The organism is Streptomyces sp. CB03238 (assembly GCF_002099185.1).
GTDB lineage: Bacteria > Actinomycetota > Actinomycetes > Streptomycetales > Streptomycetaceae > Streptomyces.
On the sequence record NZ_NBCN01000010.1, the window covers coordinates 303,587 to 321,230 of the forward strand.

Below are 17,644 nucleotides of genomic sequence, written 5' to 3' on the forward strand. Positions count from 1 at the left end.
GTGACCGGCATACCCAGCTTCACCGGCGACGCCAGCCCCTACGGCGGCGGTGACCCGTACGCCGACTACCGCACCGCCGACTTCGCCTTCACCGGCCTCGTCGACCTGGCCGACCGCCGCCTCGGCGCGGGCGTGATCGCCGCCAACGACGAGTTCTTCGCCGAGCGCGAGAACATGCTCAAGCCGGAGCCCGCCGAGTTCGACCCCGAGCACTTCGGTCACAAGGGCAAGATCATGGACGGCTGGGAGACGCGCCGCCGCCGCGGTGTCTCCGCCACCGAGCCCCACCCGACGGACGCCGACCACGACTGGGCGCTGGTACGCCTCGGCGCGCCCGGCGTCGTACGCGGCATCGTCGTCGACACCGCCCACTTCCGTGGCAACTACCCGCAGGCCGTCTCCATCGAGGCGACCTCCGTGGCCGGCTCCCCGTCGTCCGAGCAGCTGCTGGCCGACGACGTCGAGTGGACGACGCTCGTCCCGCGCACCGCCATAGGCGGCCACGCGGCGAACGGTTTCGCCGTCGACGTGGAGCGGCGCTTCACGCACCTGCGCGTCAAGCAGCACCCCGACGGCGGCATCGCCCGCCTGCGCGTGTACGGCGAGGTCGCCCCCGACCCGGCGTGGCTCGGCGTGCTCGGCACCTTCGACGTGGTCGCGCTGGAGAACGGCGGCCGCGTCGAGGACGCCTCCGACCGGTTCTACTCGCCGGCCACCAACACCATCCAGCCCGGCCGCTCCCGCAAGATGGACGACGGCTGGGAGACCCGCCGCCGCCGCGACAAGGGCAACGACTGGATCCGCTACCAGCTCGTCGAACAGTCCGCGATCCGCGCGGTCGAGATCGACACCGCGTACCTGAAGGGCAACAGCGCCGGCTGGGCCGCCCTGTCAGTACGCGACGGAGAGGGCGGCGACTGGACGGAGTTCCTGCCGCGCACCCGCCTCCAGCCGGACACCAACCACCGGTTCGTCCTGCCGGACCCGGTCGTGGGCACCCACGTCCGCATCGACATCTACCCGGACGGCGGCATCTCCCGCCTCCGCCTGTTCGGCTCGCTGACGGACGAGGGCGCCAAGCGCCTGGCGGCCCGCCACGACGAGCTGAGCTGACCGACTCGGGCAGCACGACACCTGCCCGTATGCGAGGGGCGCACCGGAAGGACAGCACCGGTGCGCCCCCCGCGCTTTTCCGTGCCGTTGTGACCGATGAGTTCCGCGCGCAGGCGGGGTCTGCCCCTGTGACGCACGATGAGGAACTGACGGAACGGAAACGAAAGGCACCGGCCATGGCCAAGCTCACCCTCACCACCTTCATGACGCTCGACGGAGTGATGCAGGCCCCCGGTGGCCCCGACGAGGACCGCACCGACGGCTTCGAGTACGGCGGCTGGAGCGTCCCGTTCGCGGACGAGGACTTCGGCCGGTTCATGGACGAGGTCTTCGGGCGGGTGGACGCCTTCCTGCTCGGCCGGCGGACGTACGAGATCTTCGCCTCGTACTGGCCGAAGGTCACCGACGAGAACGACCCGATCGCGAGCCGCCTCAACAGCCTGCCCAAGTACGTGGTCTCCCGGACCCTCCACAACGCCGAATGGAACAACTCCACCGTCATCAGCGGCGACCTCACCGAGGAGGTCGAGCGCCTCAAGCAGCGGCCCGGCCGTGAGATCCAGGTCCACGGCAGCGCCCGGCTCGCCCAGAGCCTCATCGCGCTCGGCCTGCTCGACGAGCTGAACCTCCTGGTGTTCCCGGTCTTCCTCGGCAAGGGCCGCCGCCTCTTCCCCGACGGAAGCGCCCCCACCGCCTTCGAACTCACCGGCCACCGCACCTCGTCCACCGGCATCACCATCCAGACCTACCGACCCACCGGCCCCGCCCAGTTCGGCACCTTCGCACCCGGCGAGTGAGCCCGGCGGTGGTGGCCGGGCGGGTCAGCCCGTTGGGATGGCCCACCCGGCCCTGCCTTCTCCTGTCATGCCGCCGTCACCGGCCGAGTCCGGGGCCGTACGGCGGCGGGTCAAGCGTCGCGGGACGATCGGCGATCGTCGCTGTACCCGGCCCGCCCCGGCGGCCACGGCGAGCGGGCGGCTCTCGCAGGGCGTCGCCGAGCAGCGCGACGCCCTCGGCGATGCCGGTGGGAGTGCCCGCCGCATAGCCGAGGACCAGCCCCGGCGGGCCGGGCCAGGACCACGTCCGGCGTCGATCTGGGCCGCCCGATCGGCCGGGCCACCCGCAAGCGGGTCATGGCCCGGGCGCACGTGGGCGGCGTCACCGGCCTGGCCCGGCGTGATGAGAAAACCCAGCGGGCGGCACCGTCCGACGGCCACGAGACGGACCTTCATGGTCAGTCCGCCGCGTGACCGTCCGAGGACATGATCGTGCGGCTCGCCGGCCTCGGCATCTGTCAGATCACCCGCTCCATGTCCACATCAAAAACTCGGACGAGCGGCAGTCACCTGACCGACCGGACACGTCCTAGCCGAAGTTCACGTCACTGCACAGGTAGTACGTCTGGTCCATGTGCGAGGCCTTCCAGATCGTGTAGACGACGTGGTGGCCGGTGCGGCCCGGGGCGCTGATGTTGTCGATCGTGTAGTTCTGGCTCGGGGCGTAGCGGCCGGTCTGCTTGACCAGTTGCAGGTCGCTCCAGCTCAGCGCCTGGGTGGCCGGGTTGAAGCCCTGGCGGGTGACGTAGACGAGGAAGTAGTCGGCGCCGTGGCTGGCCTGGTCGAACAGCTTGACGGTGAAGTTGCCGGTGACGTTCGTCGTCTTCCAGGGGCCCACGGCGTCCAGGGCGTTGTAGCGGCCGCCCTCGGTGCGGCCGCCGCTGCACAGCTGGCCGTTGGGGATGGCGGCCTGGTGGTTGCCGCCGACGCCGTTGCGGTAGAGGCCGTTCCAGTTCCACATGGCGTTGGGGTCGGCCCGCCAGGCCTGCCAGCACATCGGGTCCTGCTGCTGCATGGCGGGGTTGAGGTGGTCGCTGCCCCAGCGTAACCAGCAGCCGTAGTTGCGGGACGCCGGGTCGACGACCGAACCGTGGGCGGACGCGGTCCCGGTCCAGGGCAGCAGGCCGAGCAGCGTCGCGAAGAGGAGGGTGAGGAGGTGCGGCACCCAACGGGGACGCGATGGTATGGCGCCAACCTGAGTATTCATTGTGCGGCTCCGTCTTCCGGGGATGTGGGGATCTGCCGGTTGATGGGAGCGCTCCCAGTGGGGCTCTACCCGAGAGCCCCCGAGAGAAAACCGAAATGGCCCTACGCCTTCCGCAGTTGGTCCGCGATCATCAGGACCGCGAAGCCGACCACCGCGATCACGATGTTGGCGAACAGCTCCCGCCCGTGCAGGAAGCCCACGTTCTCCGTCAGGTACCGGGTGAAGCCCATGAAACGGAACCACCCCGTCAGTTCGCGCAGCACCCCGCACACGCCGACGACCAGTACCAGTGTGCCGATGACTTCGAGGATCTTCTTCATACCCGGAATCGTCGGCCCGGGCGCCGGGCCATCGCGTCGGACCGCGGGATGGGAGCCGGCGCCGGAAGTATGAGCCTGCGCGACTTCGGTAGCGGACCGGTGTCCATGGGCCCCGCCACGCCGCCCACCCACATAGCTTTGTCGACATGACGCGTGCGGAGTACCCCTGGCTGCTGCCCTCGGACCTGGCCGATCCGGCCGATCCGGCCGATCCGGGCGGCCCCGAAGGCCGAGACGTGCGCCGACACCGGCGTACCGTACGTGACTGGATCGTCGACACGACCGCCTTCGTCTTCGCCGCGTTCGTCGGCCTCCTCGCCGCCGAGGCCAGCAGCCAGCTCGACAACTCCGAGGTCGCCGTCTTCGCCGACCAGCTGCTCGGCGCCGCCGCCTGCTGCGCGCTCTGGCTGCGCCGCCGGTGGCCCGTGGGCCTGGCCATCGCCCTGTCCGTACTCAGCACGGTGGCACCCACCGCGGGCGGCGCCCTCCTGGTCGCCCTCTTCGGCGTCGCCGTACGGGTGCCGTTCCGGCGACTCGCCTACGTCGGCGGCCTGGCGCTCGTGTGCGGCGTCGCCCAGGTGTTCGTACGCCCCGACCCGACCCTGCACCCCCTCGTGGCGGTCGCCGTCGGCGTCGTCCTGGTCCTCCTGGTCACCGGCTGGGGCATGCTCGTCCGCTCCCGCCGCCAGCTCGTCGTCGCCCTGCGCGAACGGGCCAGGCGCGCCGAGGCCGAGGCGGAACTCCGTGCCCAACAGGCCCAGCGCGCCGCCCGCGAGGCCATCGCCCGCGAGATGCACGACGTCCTCGCCCACCGGCTCACCCTGCTCAGCGTCCACGCCGGCGCCCTCGAATTCCGGCCCGACGCGCCCCCGCCCGAGGTCGCCCGCGCCGCCGGGGTCATCCGCGACAGCGCCCACGAGGCGCTCCAGGACCTGCGCGAGATCATCGGCGTCCTCCGCGCCCCCGGCGACCGCGAGGACGGCGACCGCCCGCAGCCCACCCTCGCCACCCTCGACGCGCTGATCGCCGAGTCCCGCCAGGCCGGCATGAAGGTCACCCTCGACAACGGCATCGACGACCCGGCAGGCGTCCCCGCCGCCACCGGCCGCACCGTCTACCGCATCGCCCAGGAGGGCCTGACCAACGCCCGCAAACACGCACCCGGCACGGAGGTCACCGTCACCGTCCGCGGCCACCCCGGCGACGGACTCACCGTCGACGTCCGCAACCCCGCCCCCACCGGCCCCGTCCCGCACGTACCCGGATCCGGCCAGGGGCTCATCGGGCTGACCGAACGCGCCACCCTCGCCGGCGGCCGCCTCACCCACGGACCCGCGCCCGACGGCGGGTTCACCCTCCACGCCTGGCTACCGTGGCCCTCATGACCATCCGGCTGCTCATCGTCGACGACGACCCCCTCGTCCGCGCGGGACTCACCTTCATGCTCGGCGGTGCCGACGACATCGAGATCGTCGGGGAGGCCGCCGACGGCGCCGACGTCCCCGCGCTCGTGGGCCGGGTCTCGCCCGACGTCGTCCTCATGGACATCCGCATGCCGTACGTGGACGGCCTCACCGCCACCGAACAGCTCCGCGCCCGCCCCGGCGCCCCCGAAGTCGTCGTCCTCACCACGTTCCACGCCGACGAGCAGGTGCTGCGCGCGCTCAGGGCCGGCGCCGCCGGGTTCGTACTGAAGGACACCCCGCCCGCCGAGATCGTGGACTCCGTACGGAGGGTGGCGGCCGGCGACCCGGTCCTCTCCCCGGCCGTCACGCGCCAACTGATGACCCATGTGGCGGGGCACGCCGTGGAGAACACCCGGCGGACGGCCGCCGCCGCCCGGCTCGCGGAGCTGGCCGAGCGCGAGCGGGACGTGGCCCTCGCCGTCGGCCGGGGCCACTCCAACGCCGAGATCGCCGCCACCCTCTACATGAGCGTGCCGACGGTCAAGACCCATGTGTCGCGGATCCTCGCGAAACTCGGCCTCAACAACCGTGTCCAGATCGCCCTGTTGGTGCACGACGCGGGACTCCTGGACGGGGAGGACGGCGCTTAAGGTGGGGCGATGACCACGGTCGATCTGAGCGAGTACGGCGCGGACTTCACCGCCGACCCCTACCCGTACTACGCGAAACTCCGCGAGAGCGGGCCCGTCCATCACGTGCGCACGGCGCCCGGCAACGAGGCCTGGCTGATCGTGGGCCACTCCGAGGCGCGGGCCGCGCTCGCCGACCCCCGGCTGTCCAAGTCGCCCTCCACGGCCGGGTTCCGGATGCTCGACGAAGAGGTCATCGGCCCGAACCTGCTGGTCTTCGACCCGCCCGACCACACCCGGCTGCGCAAACTGGTCGCCCGCGAGTTCACCGGGCGGCGCGTGGAGGCCCTGCGGCCGCGCGTCCAGCGCATCACGGACGAGCTGATCGACGCCATGGCGCCGCACGGCCACGCCGACCTCGTCGGCGCGCTGGCCTTCCCGCTGCCCATCACGGTGATCTGCGAACTGCTCGGCGTGCCCGCCGCCGACCGGGACGCGTTCCGTGCCTGGTCCACCGAGATCGTCGCGCCGACGGGGGCGGAGGCCGAGAGCGCCGCCGTGCACGGGCTGCGCGCCTACCTGGACGAGCTCATCGAGGACAAGCGGTGCGCCGGCCCCGCCGACGACCTGCTCTCCGCGCTGCTGCGCACCCGCGCGGACGACGGCGACCGGCTGTCGGCCGCCGAACTGCGCGCCATGGCCTACCTGTTGCTGATCGCCGGGCACGAGACGACGGTCAACCTCATCTCCAACGGCGTCCGCGCCCTCCTCACCCACCCGGACCAACTGGCCGCTATCCGCGCTGACTTCGGGCTCCTCGACGTCGCGGTGGAGGAGATGCTGCGCTACGACGGCCCCGTCGAGACCGCCACGGTACGGTTCGCCCGCGAGCCGGTACCGGTCGGGGACACCGTGATCCCCCCGGGGGCCACCGTCCTCGTCGGCATCGGCGCGGGCGACCGGGACCCGGCCAGGTTCCCGGACCCGGACCGCTTCGACATCCGCCGCGACACCGGCGGCCACCTGGCCTTCGGCCACGGCATCCACTACTGCCTGGGCGCCCCGCTGGCCCGCCTGGAGGTCCGCATCGCGATCCGCGCCCTGCTGGAGCGCTTCCCCTCCCTCTCCCTCGACCCCTCGGCCGGCCCTCTCGACTGGCTGCCCGGCCTCCTCATGCGCGGCGTGCGCCGCCTTCCCGTCAGGTGGTGACGCGATGACAGAACCCGACCCGTCCTTCGCTCAGAAGATCCTCGACAGCCAGCCCTTCAGCCGGCTCCTCGGCGCCCGCATCACCGCCTTCGGTGACGGGGCCGCCGTACTGGAGGTGGACGTACGGGAGGACCTGCGCCAGCAGAACGGCTTCCTGCACGGCGGCGTCCTCTCGTACGCCGCCGACAACGCCATCACCTTCGCGGCGGGCAGCGCCCTGGGGCCCGCCGTGCTGACGGCCGGGTTCTCCATCCAGTACATCCGCCCCGCCACCGGCCGTACGCTGCTGGCCCGTGCCTCCGTGGTCCACGCGGGTCGGCGGCAGGCGGTGGTGCGCTGCGACCTGCTCACGCGGGATCAGGACGGGACCGAGACCCTGTGCGCGGTGGCCCAGGGCACGGTCCTGTCGTCGGCCCTGTCGTCCCCGTCGTCGTCCGCCCCGTCAGAGCCCTGACGGCACCTCCTCCAGCCGCACCGGGCGCCGCTCGCGGCGCGAGAGCTCGCACGCCTCGGCGACGCGCAGCGCCTGGAGGGCCTCATGGCCGTCGCACGGGTTGGCCAGTTCGCCGCGTGCGAGGTGGACGAAGGCGTCCAGCTCGGCTTCGTAGGCCGGGGCGAACCGCTCCAGGAAGCCGGGCCAGGGCTTGTCGGCGGCGGGAGGACCGAGCGGTTCGGTGGAGGTCAGGGGCGTGCGGTCGTCGAGGCCCACCGCGATCTGGTCGCGCTCGCCCGCCAGTTCCATCCGTACGTCGTAACCGGCGCCGTTGCAGCGGGTGGCCGTCGCGGTGGCGAGGGTGCCGTCGTCGAGGGTGAGGAGCGCGGCCGCCGTGTCGACGTCGCCGGCCTCGCGGAACATGGCGGGGCCGCCGTCCGAGCCGGTCGCGTACACCTCGGTGATCTCGCGGCCGGTGACCCAGCGGAGGATGTCGAAGTCGTGGACCAGGCAGTCGCGGTAGAGGCCGCCGGAGAGCGGGAGGTACGCGGCGGGCGGCGGCGCCGGGTCGGAGGTGATGGCCCGTACGGTGTGCAGCCGGCCGATACGCCCGGAGTGGACGGCCTCGCGGGCGGCCCGGTAACCGGCGTCGAAGCGGCGCATGAAGCCGAGCTGGAGCTGGGTGCCGGCCGCCTCGACCTCGCGGAGCGCGCCGAGCGTGCCGGGCAGGTCGAGGGCGATGGGTTTCTCGCAGAAGGTGGGCAGGCCGGCGCGGGCGGCGCGGCCGATGAGTTCGGCGTGGGCGGCGGTCGCCGAGGCGATGACCACCGCGTCCACGCCCCAGGCGAACACGTCGCCGACGGTCGGCGCGGCCGTGGCGCCGGTGAGGTCGGCGACCTGGGCCGCCCGGCCGGGGTCGGCGTCGGCGACCACGAGGGCTCCCACCTCCGGGTGGCGGCTGAGCACGCCCGCGTGGAAGGCCCCGATACGTCCCGTTCCGATGAGTCCGATGCGCATGGCCCCCAAGGTGGTGCCGTCGTAGTCATCGTGTCAAGCTTTTGTCCTGACAACATGACTTCACAACTTCCCGTCATCATTTCCTGTGGATAGGCTCGGCCCGTGCCCAAGCAGACCCGAGCAGCCAGAGAAGAGACCGGTCCCGTCGTGCGACTGCCGCTGAGCGTGGACCGCACCAGCCCGGTCCCGCTCTACTTCCAGCTCTCCCAGCAGCTGGAGGCGGCCATCGAGCGCGGGACACTCACCCCCGGCAGCCTCCTCGGCAACGAGATCGAACTGGCCAACCGGCTCGGCCTGTCCCGGCCGACCGTCCGCCAGGCCATCCAGGCCCTCGTCGAGAAGGGCCTGCTGGTGCGCCGCCGGGGCGTCGGCACCCAGGTGGTGCACAGCCAGGTCAAGCGCCCGCTGGAGCTCAGCAGCCTCTACGACGACCTCGAGGCGGCCGGCCAGCGCCCCGCCACCATCGTCCTGACCAACCGGATCGAGCCCGCCACCGCCGAGATCGCCGCCGCCCTCGGCGTACCCGAGGGCACCGACGTCCGGTACGTGGAGCGGCTGCGCTTCGCGCACAACGAGCCGATGGCGCGGCTGCGCAACCACCTGCCGCTCGGCCTGCTCGAGCTCGACACCGAGCTGCTGGAGGGGACCGGCCTGTACCGGATGATGCGCGGCGCGGGCATCACGCTGCACAGCGCCCGCCAGAAGGTCGGGGCGCGGGCCGCGACGAGCCTGGAGGCGGAGCTGCTCACCGAGGAGAAGGGCGCGCCGCTGCTGACGATGGAGCGGACCACCTTCGACGACACCGGCCGGGCGGTGGAGTTCGGCTCGCACATCTACCGGGCGTCGCGGTACGCCTTCGAGTTCCAGCTCCTGGTGCGGCCGTAAGCCCGTCCGTACGTCATCGCGTAAGAATGTTCGGACAAACTATTGACGGGTCCGCCCCACGCCCGTAGAAACTCACCCAGCCGCAATCGGGCGGCGCCGGGGAAGACAAGGCGGACCCACGATGCGTACCACCCGCACGGCAGCAGCAGCCCTGCTGACCGCAGTCGCACTCACCGTCACCGCCGCCGGATGCAGCAGCTCGGGCGGCAAGGACTCCGAGAACAAGGCCACCCACACCTCCGGCGGCGGCAAACCCGCCGCCACCCCACGCATGACCGTCGCGATGGTCACCCACTCCGGCGAGGGCGACACCTTCTGGGACATCGTCCAGAGCGGCGCCAAGGTCGCCGCCGCCAAGGACAACGTCGAGTTCCTCTACGCCGCCAACAAGGAGGGCAAGGAACAGGCCGCCCTCATCGACTCCTACGTCACGAAGAAGGTCGACGGCCTGATCGTCACCCTCGCCAAGCCCGAAGCGGTCAAGGCGTCCGTCGCCAAGGCCGTCGCCGCCGGCATCCCGGTCGTCACCATCAACTCCGGCGGGCAGCACTCCAAGGCCTTCGGCGCGCTCGGCCACATCGGCCAGGACGAGGCCGTGGCGGGCGAAGCCGTCGGCGAGGAGCTCACCGCACGCGGCAAGAAGAAGGCGCTCTGCGTCATCCACGAGCAGGGAAACGTTTCCCTCGAAGAGCGCTGCGCCGGCGTCAGGAAGACCTTCAAGGGCACCGTGGAGAACCTCAACGTCGAGGGCACCAACATGCCCGCCGCGACCTCCTCCATCGAGGCCAAGCTCCAGAGCGCCAAGGACATCGACGCCGTCGTCACCCTCGGTGCCCCGTTCGCCGCCGCCTCCGTCAAGGCCAAGCAGAGCGCCGGCTCCGGCGCCGAGATCGACACCTTCGACCTCAACGCGGCCGTCGTCGCCCAGCTCAAGGCCCAGCAGATCGGCTTCGCCGTCGACCAGCAGCCCTACCTCCAGGGCTACCTCGCCGTCGACGCGCTCTGGCTCCACAAGGACAACCTCAACGTCATCGGCGGCGGCAAGCCCGTCCTCACCGGCCCGGCCCTCGTCACCGGGAAGGACGTACCGGTGCTGGAGGAACTGACCGCCCGCGGTACCCGATGAAATCCGGGCACATCACCATGACCGATACTTGGCCGGTACAGCGAGCAGAGCAGGCAGAGCAAGCACAGCGAGCACAGCGGCAAGAAGGGCACGGCGTCGTGGCAAGGGTTCGGACAGGGGTACGCGCGCTCCGCGCGGTACTGGCGACGGTGCTCGGAGTGTCCCTCGCGGGAGCCGCCGCGGGATGCAGCGCCACGGGCGGCAAGCGCGCCGAGGACGCCCGCAAGGCCGCCGCCGCCGAAGGCCGGGCGGCCGTCGACACCCCGAAGTGGACCATCGCCATGGTCACCCACTCCGGCGACGGCGACACCTTCTGGGACATCGTCCAGAACGGCGCCAAGCAGGCCGCCGTCAAGGACAACATCAACTTCCTCTACGCCCACAGCGACGAGGGCCAGCAGCAGGCCCAGCTCGTCGACTCCTACATCGACAAGAAGGTCGACGGCCTGATCGTCACCCTCGCCAAGCCCGACGCCATGAAGGCGTCCGTCGCCAAGGCCGTCAAGGCCGGCATCCCGGTGATCACCGTCAACTCCGGCTCCGAACAGTCAAAGGCGTTCGGCGCCCTCACCCACATCGGGCAGGACGAGAACATCGCCGGCGAGGCGGTCGGCGACGAGCTCGACGAGCGCGGCCGCAAGAAGGCCCTGTGCGTCCTGCACGAGCAGGGCAACGTCGGCCACGAGCAGCGCTGCGCCGGGGTGAAGAAGACCTTCGACGGCGACGTCCAGAACCTGTACGTCGACGGCACCAACATGCCCGACGTACAGGCCTCGATCGAGGCGAAACTCCAGACCGACCGGTCCATCGACGCCGTCGTCACCCTCGGCGCGCCGTTCGCCGACGCCGCCGTCCAGGCGAAGAGGACCGCCGGGTCCGGCGCCGAGATCGACACCTTCGACCTCAACGCCAAGGTGGCCGCCGGCCTGAAGAGCAAGCAGCTCGGCTTCGCCGTCGACCAGCAGCCCTACCTCCAGGGGTACGAGGCCGTCGACCTGCTGTGGCTCTACCGCTACAACGCCGACGTGCTCGGCGGCGGCAGGCCCGTCCTCACCGGCCCGCAGATCATCACCGAGAAGGACGCCGCCAAGCTGGCGGAATTCACGGAGCGAGGAACCCGATGACCGCGACCGCACCACCCGTGAAAGACCGTTCTCCCGTCGACGAGCGCCTGCTGCGCACCTCACCGCTGCGAAGGCTCCTCGGCCGCCCCGAGCTCGGCTCCGTCGTCGGAGCCGTCGCCGTCTTCCTCTTCTTCTCGATCGTCGCCGACAGCTTCCTGAGGGCGTCCAGCTTCGGCACGGTCCTCTACGCCGCCTCGACGATCGGCATCATGGCCGTCCCCGTCGCGCTGCTGATGATCGGCGGCGAGTTCGACCTGTCGGCCGGTGTGCTGGTGACCAGCTCCGCGCTGGTCTCCTCGATGTTCAGCTACCAGATGACCGCGAACATCTGGGTCGGCGTCCTCGTCTCCCTCCTGGTCACCCTCGCCATCGGCGTCTTCAACGGCGTCATGCTCACCCGGACCAAACTGCCGAGCTTCATCATCACGCTCGGTACGTTCCTGATGCTGACCGGCCTGAACCTCGGCCTGACCAAGCTGATCAGCGGCACCGTGTCGACCAGGACCATCGCCGACATGGAGGGCTTCAGCTCCGCCCGGGCGCTGTTCGCCTTCCAGTTCTCCCTCGGCGGCATCGACATCAAGGTCACCATCCTGTGGTGGTTCGGCCTGGTGGCGCTGGCCACCTGGATCCTGCTACGCACCCGCTTCGGCAACTGGATCTTCGCGGTCGGCGGCGGCGCCGACGCCGCCCGCGCCGTCGGCGTTCCGGTCCGTACGACGAAGATCGGCCTCTACATGGGCGTGGCCTTCTGCGCCTGGGTGTCCGGACAGCACCTGCTGTTCTCGTTCGACGTCGTCCAGTCCGGCGAGGGCGTCGGCAACGAGCTGATCTACATCATCGCGGCCGTGATCGGCGGCTGCCTGATCACCGGCGGATACGGCTCCGCCATCGGCTCGGCGGTCGGCGCGTTCATCTTCGGCATGACCAGCAAGGGCATCGTGTACGCCGAGTGGAACCCGGACTGGTTCAAGTTCTTCCTCGGAGCGATGCTCCTTCTCGCGACCCTGCTCAACGCCTGGGTCCGCAAGCGCGCGGAGGCAACCAAGTGACCGCACTCGTCGAGCTGGCCGACGTCAGCAAGTACTACGGCAACATCCGCGCCCTCGAAGGGGTCTCCCTCGAAGTGCACGCGGGCGAGATCACCTGCGTCCTGGGCGACAACGGCGCCGGCAAGTCCACCCTCATCAAGATCATCGCGGGGCTGCACGCCCACGACGGGGGCACCTTCCGCATCGAGGGCGAGGAGACCTCCCTCTCCTCCCCGCGCGAGGCCCTGGACCGGGGCATCGCCACCGTCTACCAGGACCTGGCCGTCGTCCCCCTCATGCCGGTCTGGCGGAACTTCTTCCTCGGCTCCGAGCCCACCAAGGGCGCCGGCCCCTTCAGGCGCCTCGACGCCGACCTGATGCGCGAGACGACCCGCGCCGAGCTGCTGCGCATGGGTATCGACCTGCGGGACGTCGACCAGCCGATCGGCACCCTGTCGGGCGGTGAGCGCCAGTGCGTGGCCATCGCCCGCGCGGTGTACTTCGGCGCCAAGGTCCTCGTCCTCGACGAGCCGACGGCGGCGCTCGGCGTCAAGCAGTCCGGGGTGGTCCTCAAGTACGTGGCGGCCGCCCGCGACGCCGGACTCGGCGTGGTGTTGATCACGCACAACCCGCACCACGCGTATCTGGTCGGTGACCGGTTCGTGCTGCTGAAGCGGGGCGTGATGTCGGCGAGCCACACCAAGGACTCCGTCACCCTCGACGAACTCACCCGCCAGATGGCGGGCGGCAGCGAGCTCGAAGACCTCCGCCACGAGCTCGAACGCGCCCCGTCACCCGCCCACGTCGGCGGCCACGCGGTCCCCCCGGCCCCGGCGCCCTGACCACGGCGTACCGCCGCCCCCGGCCGCGTACCTGGCAGAATCGAGGGCGGCGGGCGCCGTCCGCCGCCGGACCCCCCACCGTCCGGCCCCCCACCACCAGGACGACAGGACTCGTGAGCACGTACCACGATCTCGCCCACCGGGGCTCCGCCCGCGCCACCGTCCTGCGGACCGTCTCCGCCCGTGAGCGCCGCTCGCACCTGACCGCGCCCCGGGTGCCGACCGTCGGCATCGACATCGGCGGTACGAAGGTGATGGCGGGCGTCGTCGACGCCGACGGCCGGATCCTGGAGCAGATCAAGACCGAGACGCCCGACAAGTCCAAGAGCGCCAAGGTCGTCGAGGACACCATCACCGAGCTGGTCCTGGACCTGTCCGACCGGCACGACGTGCACGCGGTGGGCATCGGCGCCGCCGGCTGGGTCGACGCCGACCGCAGCCGCGTCCTGTTCGCCCCCCACCTGGCCTGGCGCAACGAGCCGCTGCGCGACTCCCTCCAGGCCCGGCTCGCCGTCCCCGTCATGGTCGACAACGACGCCAACACCGCGGCCTGGGCGGAGTGGCGCTTCGGCGCCGGCCGTGGCGAGGACCACCTCGTCATGATCACGCTCGGTACCGGTATCGGCGGCGCGATCCTGGAGGGCGGCCAGGTCAAGCGCGGCAAGTACGGTGTCGCCGGCGAGTTCGGCCATATGCAGGTGGTGCCCGGCGGCCACCGCTGCCCGTGCGGCAACCGCGGCTGCTGGGAGCAGTACAGCTCCGGCAACGCCCTCGTCCGGGAGGCCCGCGAGCTCGCGGCGGCCGACTCGCCGGTCGCGTACAACATCATCGAGCGCGTCAAGGGCTCCGTCCCCGACATCACCGGCCCGCTGATCACCGAGCTCGCCCGCGAGGGCGACCCGATGTGCATCGAGCTGTTCCAGGACATCGGCCAGTGGCTCGGCGTCGGCATCGCCAACCTGGCCGCCGCCCTCGACCCGTCCTGCTTCGTCATCGGCGGTGGCGTCAGCGCCGCCGACGACCTGCTGATCGGCCCCGCCCGGGACGCCTTCCGCCGCCACCTCACCGGCCGCGGCTACCGCCCCGAGGCCCGGATCGCCAAGGCCCAGCTCGGCCCCGAGGCCGGTATGGTCGGAGCCGCCGACCTCGCCCGGCTCGTCGCGCGCCGCTTCCGCCGCGCCAACCGCCGCCGCCTGGAGCGCTACGAGAAGTACGAGCGGTACGCCCAGGCCATCCGCAACGGCCGTACGACCACCACCACCCAGGAACCGTAGTCATGTCAGTGACGTCCGTGCTGAGCCGGCCCGCGTCCCCCGAGGAGCGGCGGCGCATGATCCGCCGCCGGATCCTGACCGCCGTCGTCATCGTGCTGCTCATCGGCATCCCGGCCGGCTATCTGGTGATCTCCGCCCAGCAGAGCCGGGCCAGCGGCCGCGACAAGGAGGCCGAGTCCTCCGTCACCGGCCTCCGGGACAGCTGGCCGTCCAAGATGAAGCGCCGCGTCTTCGAGGTGCCGATCCCGGCCGGCTCCACCGAGGTCGCCTACTTCGAGACGAGCAACTGGAAGTCGAGCAGGCTGTACGTCGAGTTCACCACCGACGGCACCGGACTGGACGACTTCCTGAACGACGTCGGGACGAGCCGCGCCGCGCTCGACGCCAAGGACATCACCATCAGCGACCGCGACGCCCGCACCGTCGGCTGGACGTTCCCCGCCGGCCGCGACTGGTCCGCCACCACGCACCGCCAGAAGGACCCGCGTCCCACCCAGGACATCACCGTCGACCTCACCGACCCGGCGGCCCCGCGCGTCTACGTCGTCTCGACCGCGACCCCCTGACCGGAGGGCTCATCCCCGGCCCGGCGCGCCCCGTTCACCGCTTTCCGCGCGGGTGGCTCCGAGCGGTCGCCACTGGGGACGCTGGGGCCGCGGCGGGGCGCAGCATCTGTCCGGCGGCCAGTTCGCGGTAGGTGGGGCTGCAGGTGAGCAGCTCCTCGTGACGTCCGCAGGCGGTGGTTCGGCCGTTGTCCAGTACGACGATCTGGTCGGCGTGCTGGACGGTGGAGAGGCGGTGCGCGATCACCAGCAGGGCGCATTCCCGCGCGATGTCCTTCATCACCTTGGTGAGCGCGGTTTCGTTGATGGCGTCGAGGTGGGACGTGGGCTCGTCGAGCAGGAGGAGTTCGGGACGGCCGAGCAGCGCGCGGGCCAGGGCGACGCGCTGGCGCTCACCTCCCGAGAGGGTGCTGCCGCGCTCGCCGAGCAGACCGGACAGGCCGCCGCGCAGCCGGCGTACGACATCGTCGAGCTGGGCGAGTTCGACGACGCGCCGTACGTCGGCCTCCGGGGCGTCCGGCACGGCGTAGGTGATGTTGTCGCGCAGGGTGCCGTGGACGACATGGGTGTTCTGGTCGACGACGGCGATGCGTTCGCGGCACTCGGCACGGGTCAGTTCGCCGGCGGGCCGTCCGTCGAAGAGGAGGGCTCCCGAGTCCGGTTCGTGGAACCTGGCCACCAGGGCGAAGATCGTGCTCTTTCCGGCTCCCGACCGGCCCACCAGGGCCGTCTGGCGCCGGTGCGGGACGGTGAGGGTGACGCCGCGCAGGACCGGCCGGTCCGGGTCGTAGCCGAAGGTGAGGTCCCGCAGGGCGAGGGCGGGCTCCTCGTACGCGGCGGCCTGCCGAGCCGGTTCGCACGTACGCACGCGTACGGTCGGCGTCCGGGGCCGTGCGGGCTCCGCGGGCAGCGAGGGCTCCACGGGCAGTGACAGCGCGTGCTCGATGCGCTGGTAGGCACCCATGCCGCGCTGGATCAGGCCGACCGCGCGGAAGACCGACGACAGGGGCAGAACGAGGTAGGAGGCATAGAGCAGGAAGGCCACGAGGTCGCCGAGGGAGTTGGCGTGGCCGGTGACACGCAGGCCGCCGATGACCAGGACGAGCAGGAAGGAGCCCTGGACGGCGAGCTCGACCGCCGGGCTCATCACGGAGGCCAGTCTCGCGGTCCGTACGCCCGCGTCGTGAGCGGACTCGATGCGTTCGCCGATGCGCCGCGCCTCACGGTCCTCGGCGCGGTGCACCCGCACCATCGGCAGTGCGCCCAGCGCGCGCTCGAGGTCGGCGGCGATCGCGCCGACGGAGTTCTGCATGTGTTCGGAGGCGGCCCGGATGCCCTTCAGCAACGAAGCCACCACCGCCGCCGCGGTCGCCACGGTCAGGGCGACCAGGAGAAGCAGCAGCGGGTCGATCCACAGCATCAGGGCGACCGCACCGGCCGCGACGAGCGCCCCGGTCACCAGATCGACGAGGGCCTGGGACACCACCTCCCTGAGCAGGGTGGTGTCGGCGGTCACGCGGGAGATCAGATCGCCGCTGCGGTGCCGGTCGTACTCCCTCATCTCCAGCCTGAGCAGCCGTCCCACCAGCCCGTGGCGGAGTTGTCGTACGACTCCTTCACCCATGCGTTCCAGGACGAAGCGGCCGATGGCGCCGGTGGCCGCTTCGGTGACGAACAGCACGGCCAGGAGGAGCAGCAGGGGCCAGAACGCCCGCCCGTGGCCGCTCACGTCCACGATCTGCTTGGCGACGAGCGGCTGGGCCAGCCCCAGTACGGAGCCCACGAGGGTGAGCACGGTGGCCACGACGATGGAGGTCCGGTGCCCGGTGGTCAGCCGGTACATGGTGGCCACCGCGGCCCGTGTCGAGCGGTCCGGCACCTCCGCCCGGGAAGTCCGGGCGGCCGTCATGGGCCGGGCGGCCGGTTCGCCGTCACGGGCCCCACCGCCAGCAGCCGCGTGAAGTAGTCGTCGGGCACACCTTCGCCGATGGGCCGGCCCTCCGCCTCGATCCAGGCGTGGGCGTTGAAGGGGGGCACCACGCTCGCCCCTGTGCACCACGTGGGCCAGCTGCCCGTCAGCCGGCACAGCAGGGCCGCGCCCAGCGAACGGGGCAGACAGCCTTTCGGCCCGGCGCAGAGCAGGCTGACCGCGCACATCGCGTCCCGGGCGTTCTTCGCCTGTGCGGCGGTGGCGGGCGCGGCGCCGCGGCGTACGACACCGAGCGCGGCGCGGATCCGGCGCGGGGACAGCAGCGACAGCGCGACGGCGGGAAGCAGCACGAGGCGGGCGGCCAGACGCCGGGTGAACGGGACGCCGGTGGGCCGTTCCAGCGCGCTGGGCGTCGTCATGAGGCCAGCCCCGACGTCCGCAGCTCCTGTACGAGAGCCGTGACGTCCTGCTCCGCGCGGTCCTGGTCGATGTCGAACTCCGCGAGCAGCGCCTCGACGGCCGACGCTTCGTCGCCGCCTCGGAGGAGGGTCTTCACCACCAGGGTGCCGGTGGGATTGAGCTCCCAGTAGTTCCCGCTGCGCTCGTCCAGGAGGACCGTGCCGTACTGGGTCTCCGCGGTGGAGACATCGGGGCGGAACCGCAATGCCATGGTGTGTGCTGCCTTTCTCCGGAGGCGGG

Annotated in this window: 19 protein-coding genes and 2 pseudogenes; 13 read left to right on the top strand and 8 right to left on the bottom strand. The window is 71.6% G+C overall.

Going from position 1 to position 17,644, the window contains the following annotated elements; all coding sequences use genetic code 11:
- Window positions 1-1,113 (top strand): allantoicase, encoded by a 1,113-nt coding sequence (gene alc / locus BKD26_RS20480; protein WP_084900450.1) that lies wholly within the window; start codon window positions 1-3, stop codon window positions 1,111-1,113.
- 176 nt (window positions 1,114-1,289) lie between these two features.
- Entirely contained in the window at window positions 1,290-1,910 is a 621-nt protein-coding gene (locus BKD26_RS20485; protein WP_084900103.1) for a dihydrofolate reductase family protein, read from the top strand.
- 76 nt (window positions 1,911-1,986) lie between these two features.
- Here BKD26_RS20485 and BKD26_RS41405 read toward each other — a convergent pair.
- From BKD26_RS41405 to BKD26_RS20495, 4 genes and pseudogenes are all read right to left on the bottom strand, one after another.
- Window positions 1,987-2,184, bottom strand: a pseudogene (locus BKD26_RS41405) (hypothetical protein); the annotation flags it as partial.
- Window positions 2,183-2,390 (bottom strand): annotated as a pseudogene (locus BKD26_RS41410) (IS5/IS1182 family transposase); the annotation flags it as partial. The pseudogenes BKD26_RS41410 and BKD26_RS41405, both read right to left, overlap by 2 nt.
- Before the next feature lie 88 nt (window positions 2,391-2,478).
- On the bottom strand, window positions 2,479-3,114 hold the full coding sequence (locus tag BKD26_RS20490) for a lytic polysaccharide monooxygenase auxiliary activity family 9 protein (RefSeq protein WP_241518752.1): 636 nt from the start codon (window positions 3,112-3,114) through the stop codon (window positions 2,479-2,481).
- A 143-nt stretch (window positions 3,115-3,257) separates the two neighbouring features.
- Window positions 3,258-3,476: a hypothetical protein gene (locus BKD26_RS20495; RefSeq protein WP_084900109.1), complete on the bottom strand. Its 219-nt coding sequence runs from the start codon at window positions 3,474-3,476 to the stop codon at window positions 3,258-3,260.
- Between the two features lie 146 nt (window positions 3,477-3,622).
- On the opposite strand from BKD26_RS20495, the gene BKD26_RS20500 reads away from it, so the two are divergent.
- Genes BKD26_RS20500 through BKD26_RS20515 form a run of 4 tightly spaced genes read left to right on the top strand, consistent with a single transcriptional unit; the run spans window position 3,623 to window position 7,174 of the window.
- Window positions 3,623-4,861: a histidine kinase gene (locus BKD26_RS20500; protein ID WP_084900111.1), complete on the top strand. Its 1,239-nt coding sequence runs from the start codon at window positions 3,623-3,625 to the stop codon at window positions 4,859-4,861.
- Window positions 4,858-5,532 carry a response regulator transcription factor gene (locus BKD26_RS20505; RefSeq protein ID WP_084900114.1) on the top strand — a complete coding sequence of 225 codons (675 nt, stop codon included), beginning with the start codon at window positions 4,858-4,860 and terminating at the stop codon, window positions 5,530-5,532. The genes BKD26_RS20500 and BKD26_RS20505 overlap by 4 nt, the downstream gene beginning before the upstream one ends.
- A 9-nt stretch (window positions 5,533-5,541) precedes the next feature.
- Window positions 5,542-6,720, top strand: coding sequence for a cytochrome P450 (locus BKD26_RS20510; RefSeq protein WP_084900117.1), 1,179 nt, complete (start codon window positions 5,542-5,544; stop codon window positions 6,718-6,720).
- A gap of 4 nt (window positions 6,721-6,724) precedes the next feature.
- Window positions 6,725-7,174 carry a PaaI family thioesterase gene (locus BKD26_RS20515; protein WP_084900120.1) on the top strand — a complete coding sequence of 150 codons (450 nt, stop codon included), beginning with the start codon at window positions 6,725-6,727 and terminating at the stop codon, window positions 7,172-7,174.
- Here BKD26_RS20515 and BKD26_RS20520 read toward each other — a convergent pair.
- A complete protein-coding gene (locus BKD26_RS20520) occupies window positions 7,163-8,170 on the bottom strand; it encodes a Gfo/Idh/MocA family oxidoreductase (RefSeq protein WP_084900122.1) in 1,008 nt (335 codons plus the stop codon). The genes BKD26_RS20515 and BKD26_RS20520 overlap by 12 nt on opposite strands.
- A gap of 165 nt (window positions 8,171-8,335) precedes the next feature.
- Here BKD26_RS20520 and BKD26_RS20525 point away from each other — a divergent pair, with 165 nt between their 5' ends.
- The 7 genes from BKD26_RS20525 to BKD26_RS20555 all read left to right on the top strand — a co-directional run bounded on the left by BKD26_RS20525 (window position 8,336) and on the right by BKD26_RS20555 (window position 15,018).
- Window positions 8,336-9,055: a GntR family transcriptional regulator gene (locus tag BKD26_RS20525; RefSeq protein ID WP_084900452.1), complete on the top strand. Its 720-nt coding sequence runs from the start codon at window positions 8,336-8,338 to the stop codon at window positions 9,053-9,055.
- A 121-nt stretch (window positions 9,056-9,176) separates the two neighbouring features.
- On the top strand, window positions 9,177-10,181 hold the full coding sequence (locus BKD26_RS20530) for a substrate-binding domain-containing protein (RefSeq protein ID WP_084900124.1): 1,005 nt from the start codon (window positions 9,177-9,179) through the stop codon (window positions 10,179-10,181).
- A 98-nt stretch (window positions 10,182-10,279) separates the two neighbouring features.
- Window positions 10,280-11,305 (top strand): sugar ABC transporter substrate-binding protein, encoded by a 1,026-nt coding sequence (locus BKD26_RS20535; protein WP_084900126.1) that lies wholly within the window; start codon window positions 10,280-10,282, stop codon window positions 11,303-11,305.
- Window positions 11,302-12,357 (top strand): ABC transporter permease, encoded by a 1,056-nt coding sequence (locus BKD26_RS20540; RefSeq protein ID WP_084900128.1) that lies wholly within the window; start codon window positions 11,302-11,304, stop codon window positions 12,355-12,357. The genes BKD26_RS20535 and BKD26_RS20540 overlap by 4 nt, the downstream gene beginning before the upstream one ends.
- The gene (locus BKD26_RS20545; protein ID WP_084900131.1) at window positions 12,354-13,178 is read left to right on the top strand and encodes an ATP-binding cassette domain-containing protein; all 825 of its coding nucleotides are present in this window, start codon (window positions 12,354-12,356) and stop codon (window positions 13,176-13,178) included. Before BKD26_RS20540 ends, BKD26_RS20545 begins: the two co-directional genes overlap by 4 nt.
- A gap of 113 nt (window positions 13,179-13,291) precedes the next feature.
- On the top strand, window positions 13,292-14,452 hold the full coding sequence (locus BKD26_RS20550; RefSeq protein WP_084900134.1) for an ROK family glucokinase: 1,161 nt from the start codon (window positions 13,292-13,294) through the stop codon (window positions 14,450-14,452).
- Between the two features lie 2 nt (window positions 14,453-14,454).
- Window positions 14,455-15,018: a hypothetical protein gene (locus BKD26_RS20555; protein WP_179166624.1), complete on the top strand. Its 564-nt coding sequence runs from the start codon at window positions 14,455-14,457 to the stop codon at window positions 15,016-15,018.
- 34 nt (window positions 15,019-15,052) lie between these two features.
- On the opposite strand, the gene BKD26_RS20560 is transcribed toward BKD26_RS20555, so the two are convergent.
- Genes BKD26_RS20560 through BKD26_RS20570 form a run of 3 tightly spaced genes read right to left on the bottom strand, consistent with a single transcriptional unit; the run spans window position 15,053 to window position 17,615 of the window.
- Window positions 15,053-16,924, bottom strand: coding sequence for an ABC transporter ATP-binding protein (locus BKD26_RS20560; protein ID WP_084900137.1), 1,872 nt, complete (start codon window positions 16,922-16,924; stop codon window positions 15,053-15,055).
- On the bottom strand, window positions 16,921-17,364 hold the full coding sequence (locus BKD26_RS20565) for a lasso peptide biosynthesis B2 protein (RefSeq protein ID WP_084900139.1): 444 nt from the start codon (window positions 17,362-17,364) through the stop codon (window positions 16,921-16,923). The genes BKD26_RS20560 and BKD26_RS20565 overlap by 4 nt, the downstream gene beginning before the upstream one ends.
- Window positions 17,361-17,615, bottom strand: coding sequence for a lasso peptide biosynthesis PqqD family chaperone (locus BKD26_RS20570; RefSeq protein ID WP_084900142.1), 255 nt, complete (start codon window positions 17,613-17,615; stop codon window positions 17,361-17,363). Before BKD26_RS20570 ends, BKD26_RS20565 begins: the two co-directional genes overlap by 4 nt.
- Window positions 17,616-17,644: the final 29 nt, after the last annotated feature.

Bases quoted from the DNA above. Each gene is read 5' to 3' on its own strand.
- BKD26_RS20485 (WP_084900103.1), top strand. From the start codon at position 1,290: ATGGCCAAGCTCACCCTCACCACCTTCATGACGCTCGACGGAGTGATG.
- BKD26_RS20495 (WP_084900109.1), bottom strand. From the start codon at position 3,476: ATGAAGAAGATCCTCGAAGTCATCGGCACACTGGTACTGGTCGTCGGC.
- BKD26_RS20500 (WP_084900111.1), top strand. From the start codon at position 3,623: ATGACGCGTGCGGAGTACCCCTGGCTGCTGCCCTCGGACCTGGCCGAT.
- BKD26_RS20505 (WP_084900114.1), top strand. From the start codon at position 4,858: ATGACCATCCGGCTGCTCATCGTCGACGACGACCCCCTCGTCCGCGCG.
- BKD26_RS20510 (WP_084900117.1), top strand. From the start codon at position 5,542: ATGACCACGGTCGATCTGAGCGAGTACGGCGCGGACTTCACCGCCGAC.
- BKD26_RS20515 (WP_084900120.1), top strand. From the start codon at position 6,725: ATGACAGAACCCGACCCGTCCTTCGCTCAGAAGATCCTCGACAGCCAG.
- BKD26_RS20520 (WP_084900122.1), bottom strand. From the start codon at position 8,170: ATGCGCATCGGACTCATCGGAACGGGACGTATCGGGGCCTTCCACGCG.
- BKD26_RS20530 (WP_084900124.1), top strand. From the start codon at position 9,177: ATGCGTACCACCCGCACGGCAGCAGCAGCCCTGCTGACCGCAGTCGCA.
- BKD26_RS20540 (WP_084900128.1), top strand. From the start codon at position 11,302: ATGACCGCGACCGCACCACCCGTGAAAGACCGTTCTCCCGTCGACGAG.
- BKD26_RS20555 (WP_179166624.1), top strand. From the start codon at position 14,455: ATGTCAGTGACGTCCGTGCTGAGCCGGCCCGCGTCCCCCGAGGAGCGG.
- BKD26_RS20560 (WP_084900137.1), bottom strand. From the start codon at position 16,924: ATGACGGCCGCCCGGACTTCCCGGGCGGAGGTGCCGGACCGCTCGACA.
- BKD26_RS20565 (WP_084900139.1), bottom strand. From the start codon at position 17,364: ATGACGACGCCCAGCGCGCTGGAACGGCCCACCGGCGTCCCGTTCACC.
- BKD26_RS20570 (WP_084900142.1), bottom strand. From the start codon at position 17,615: ATGGCATTGCGGTTCCGCCCCGATGTCTCCACCGCGGAGACCCAGTAC.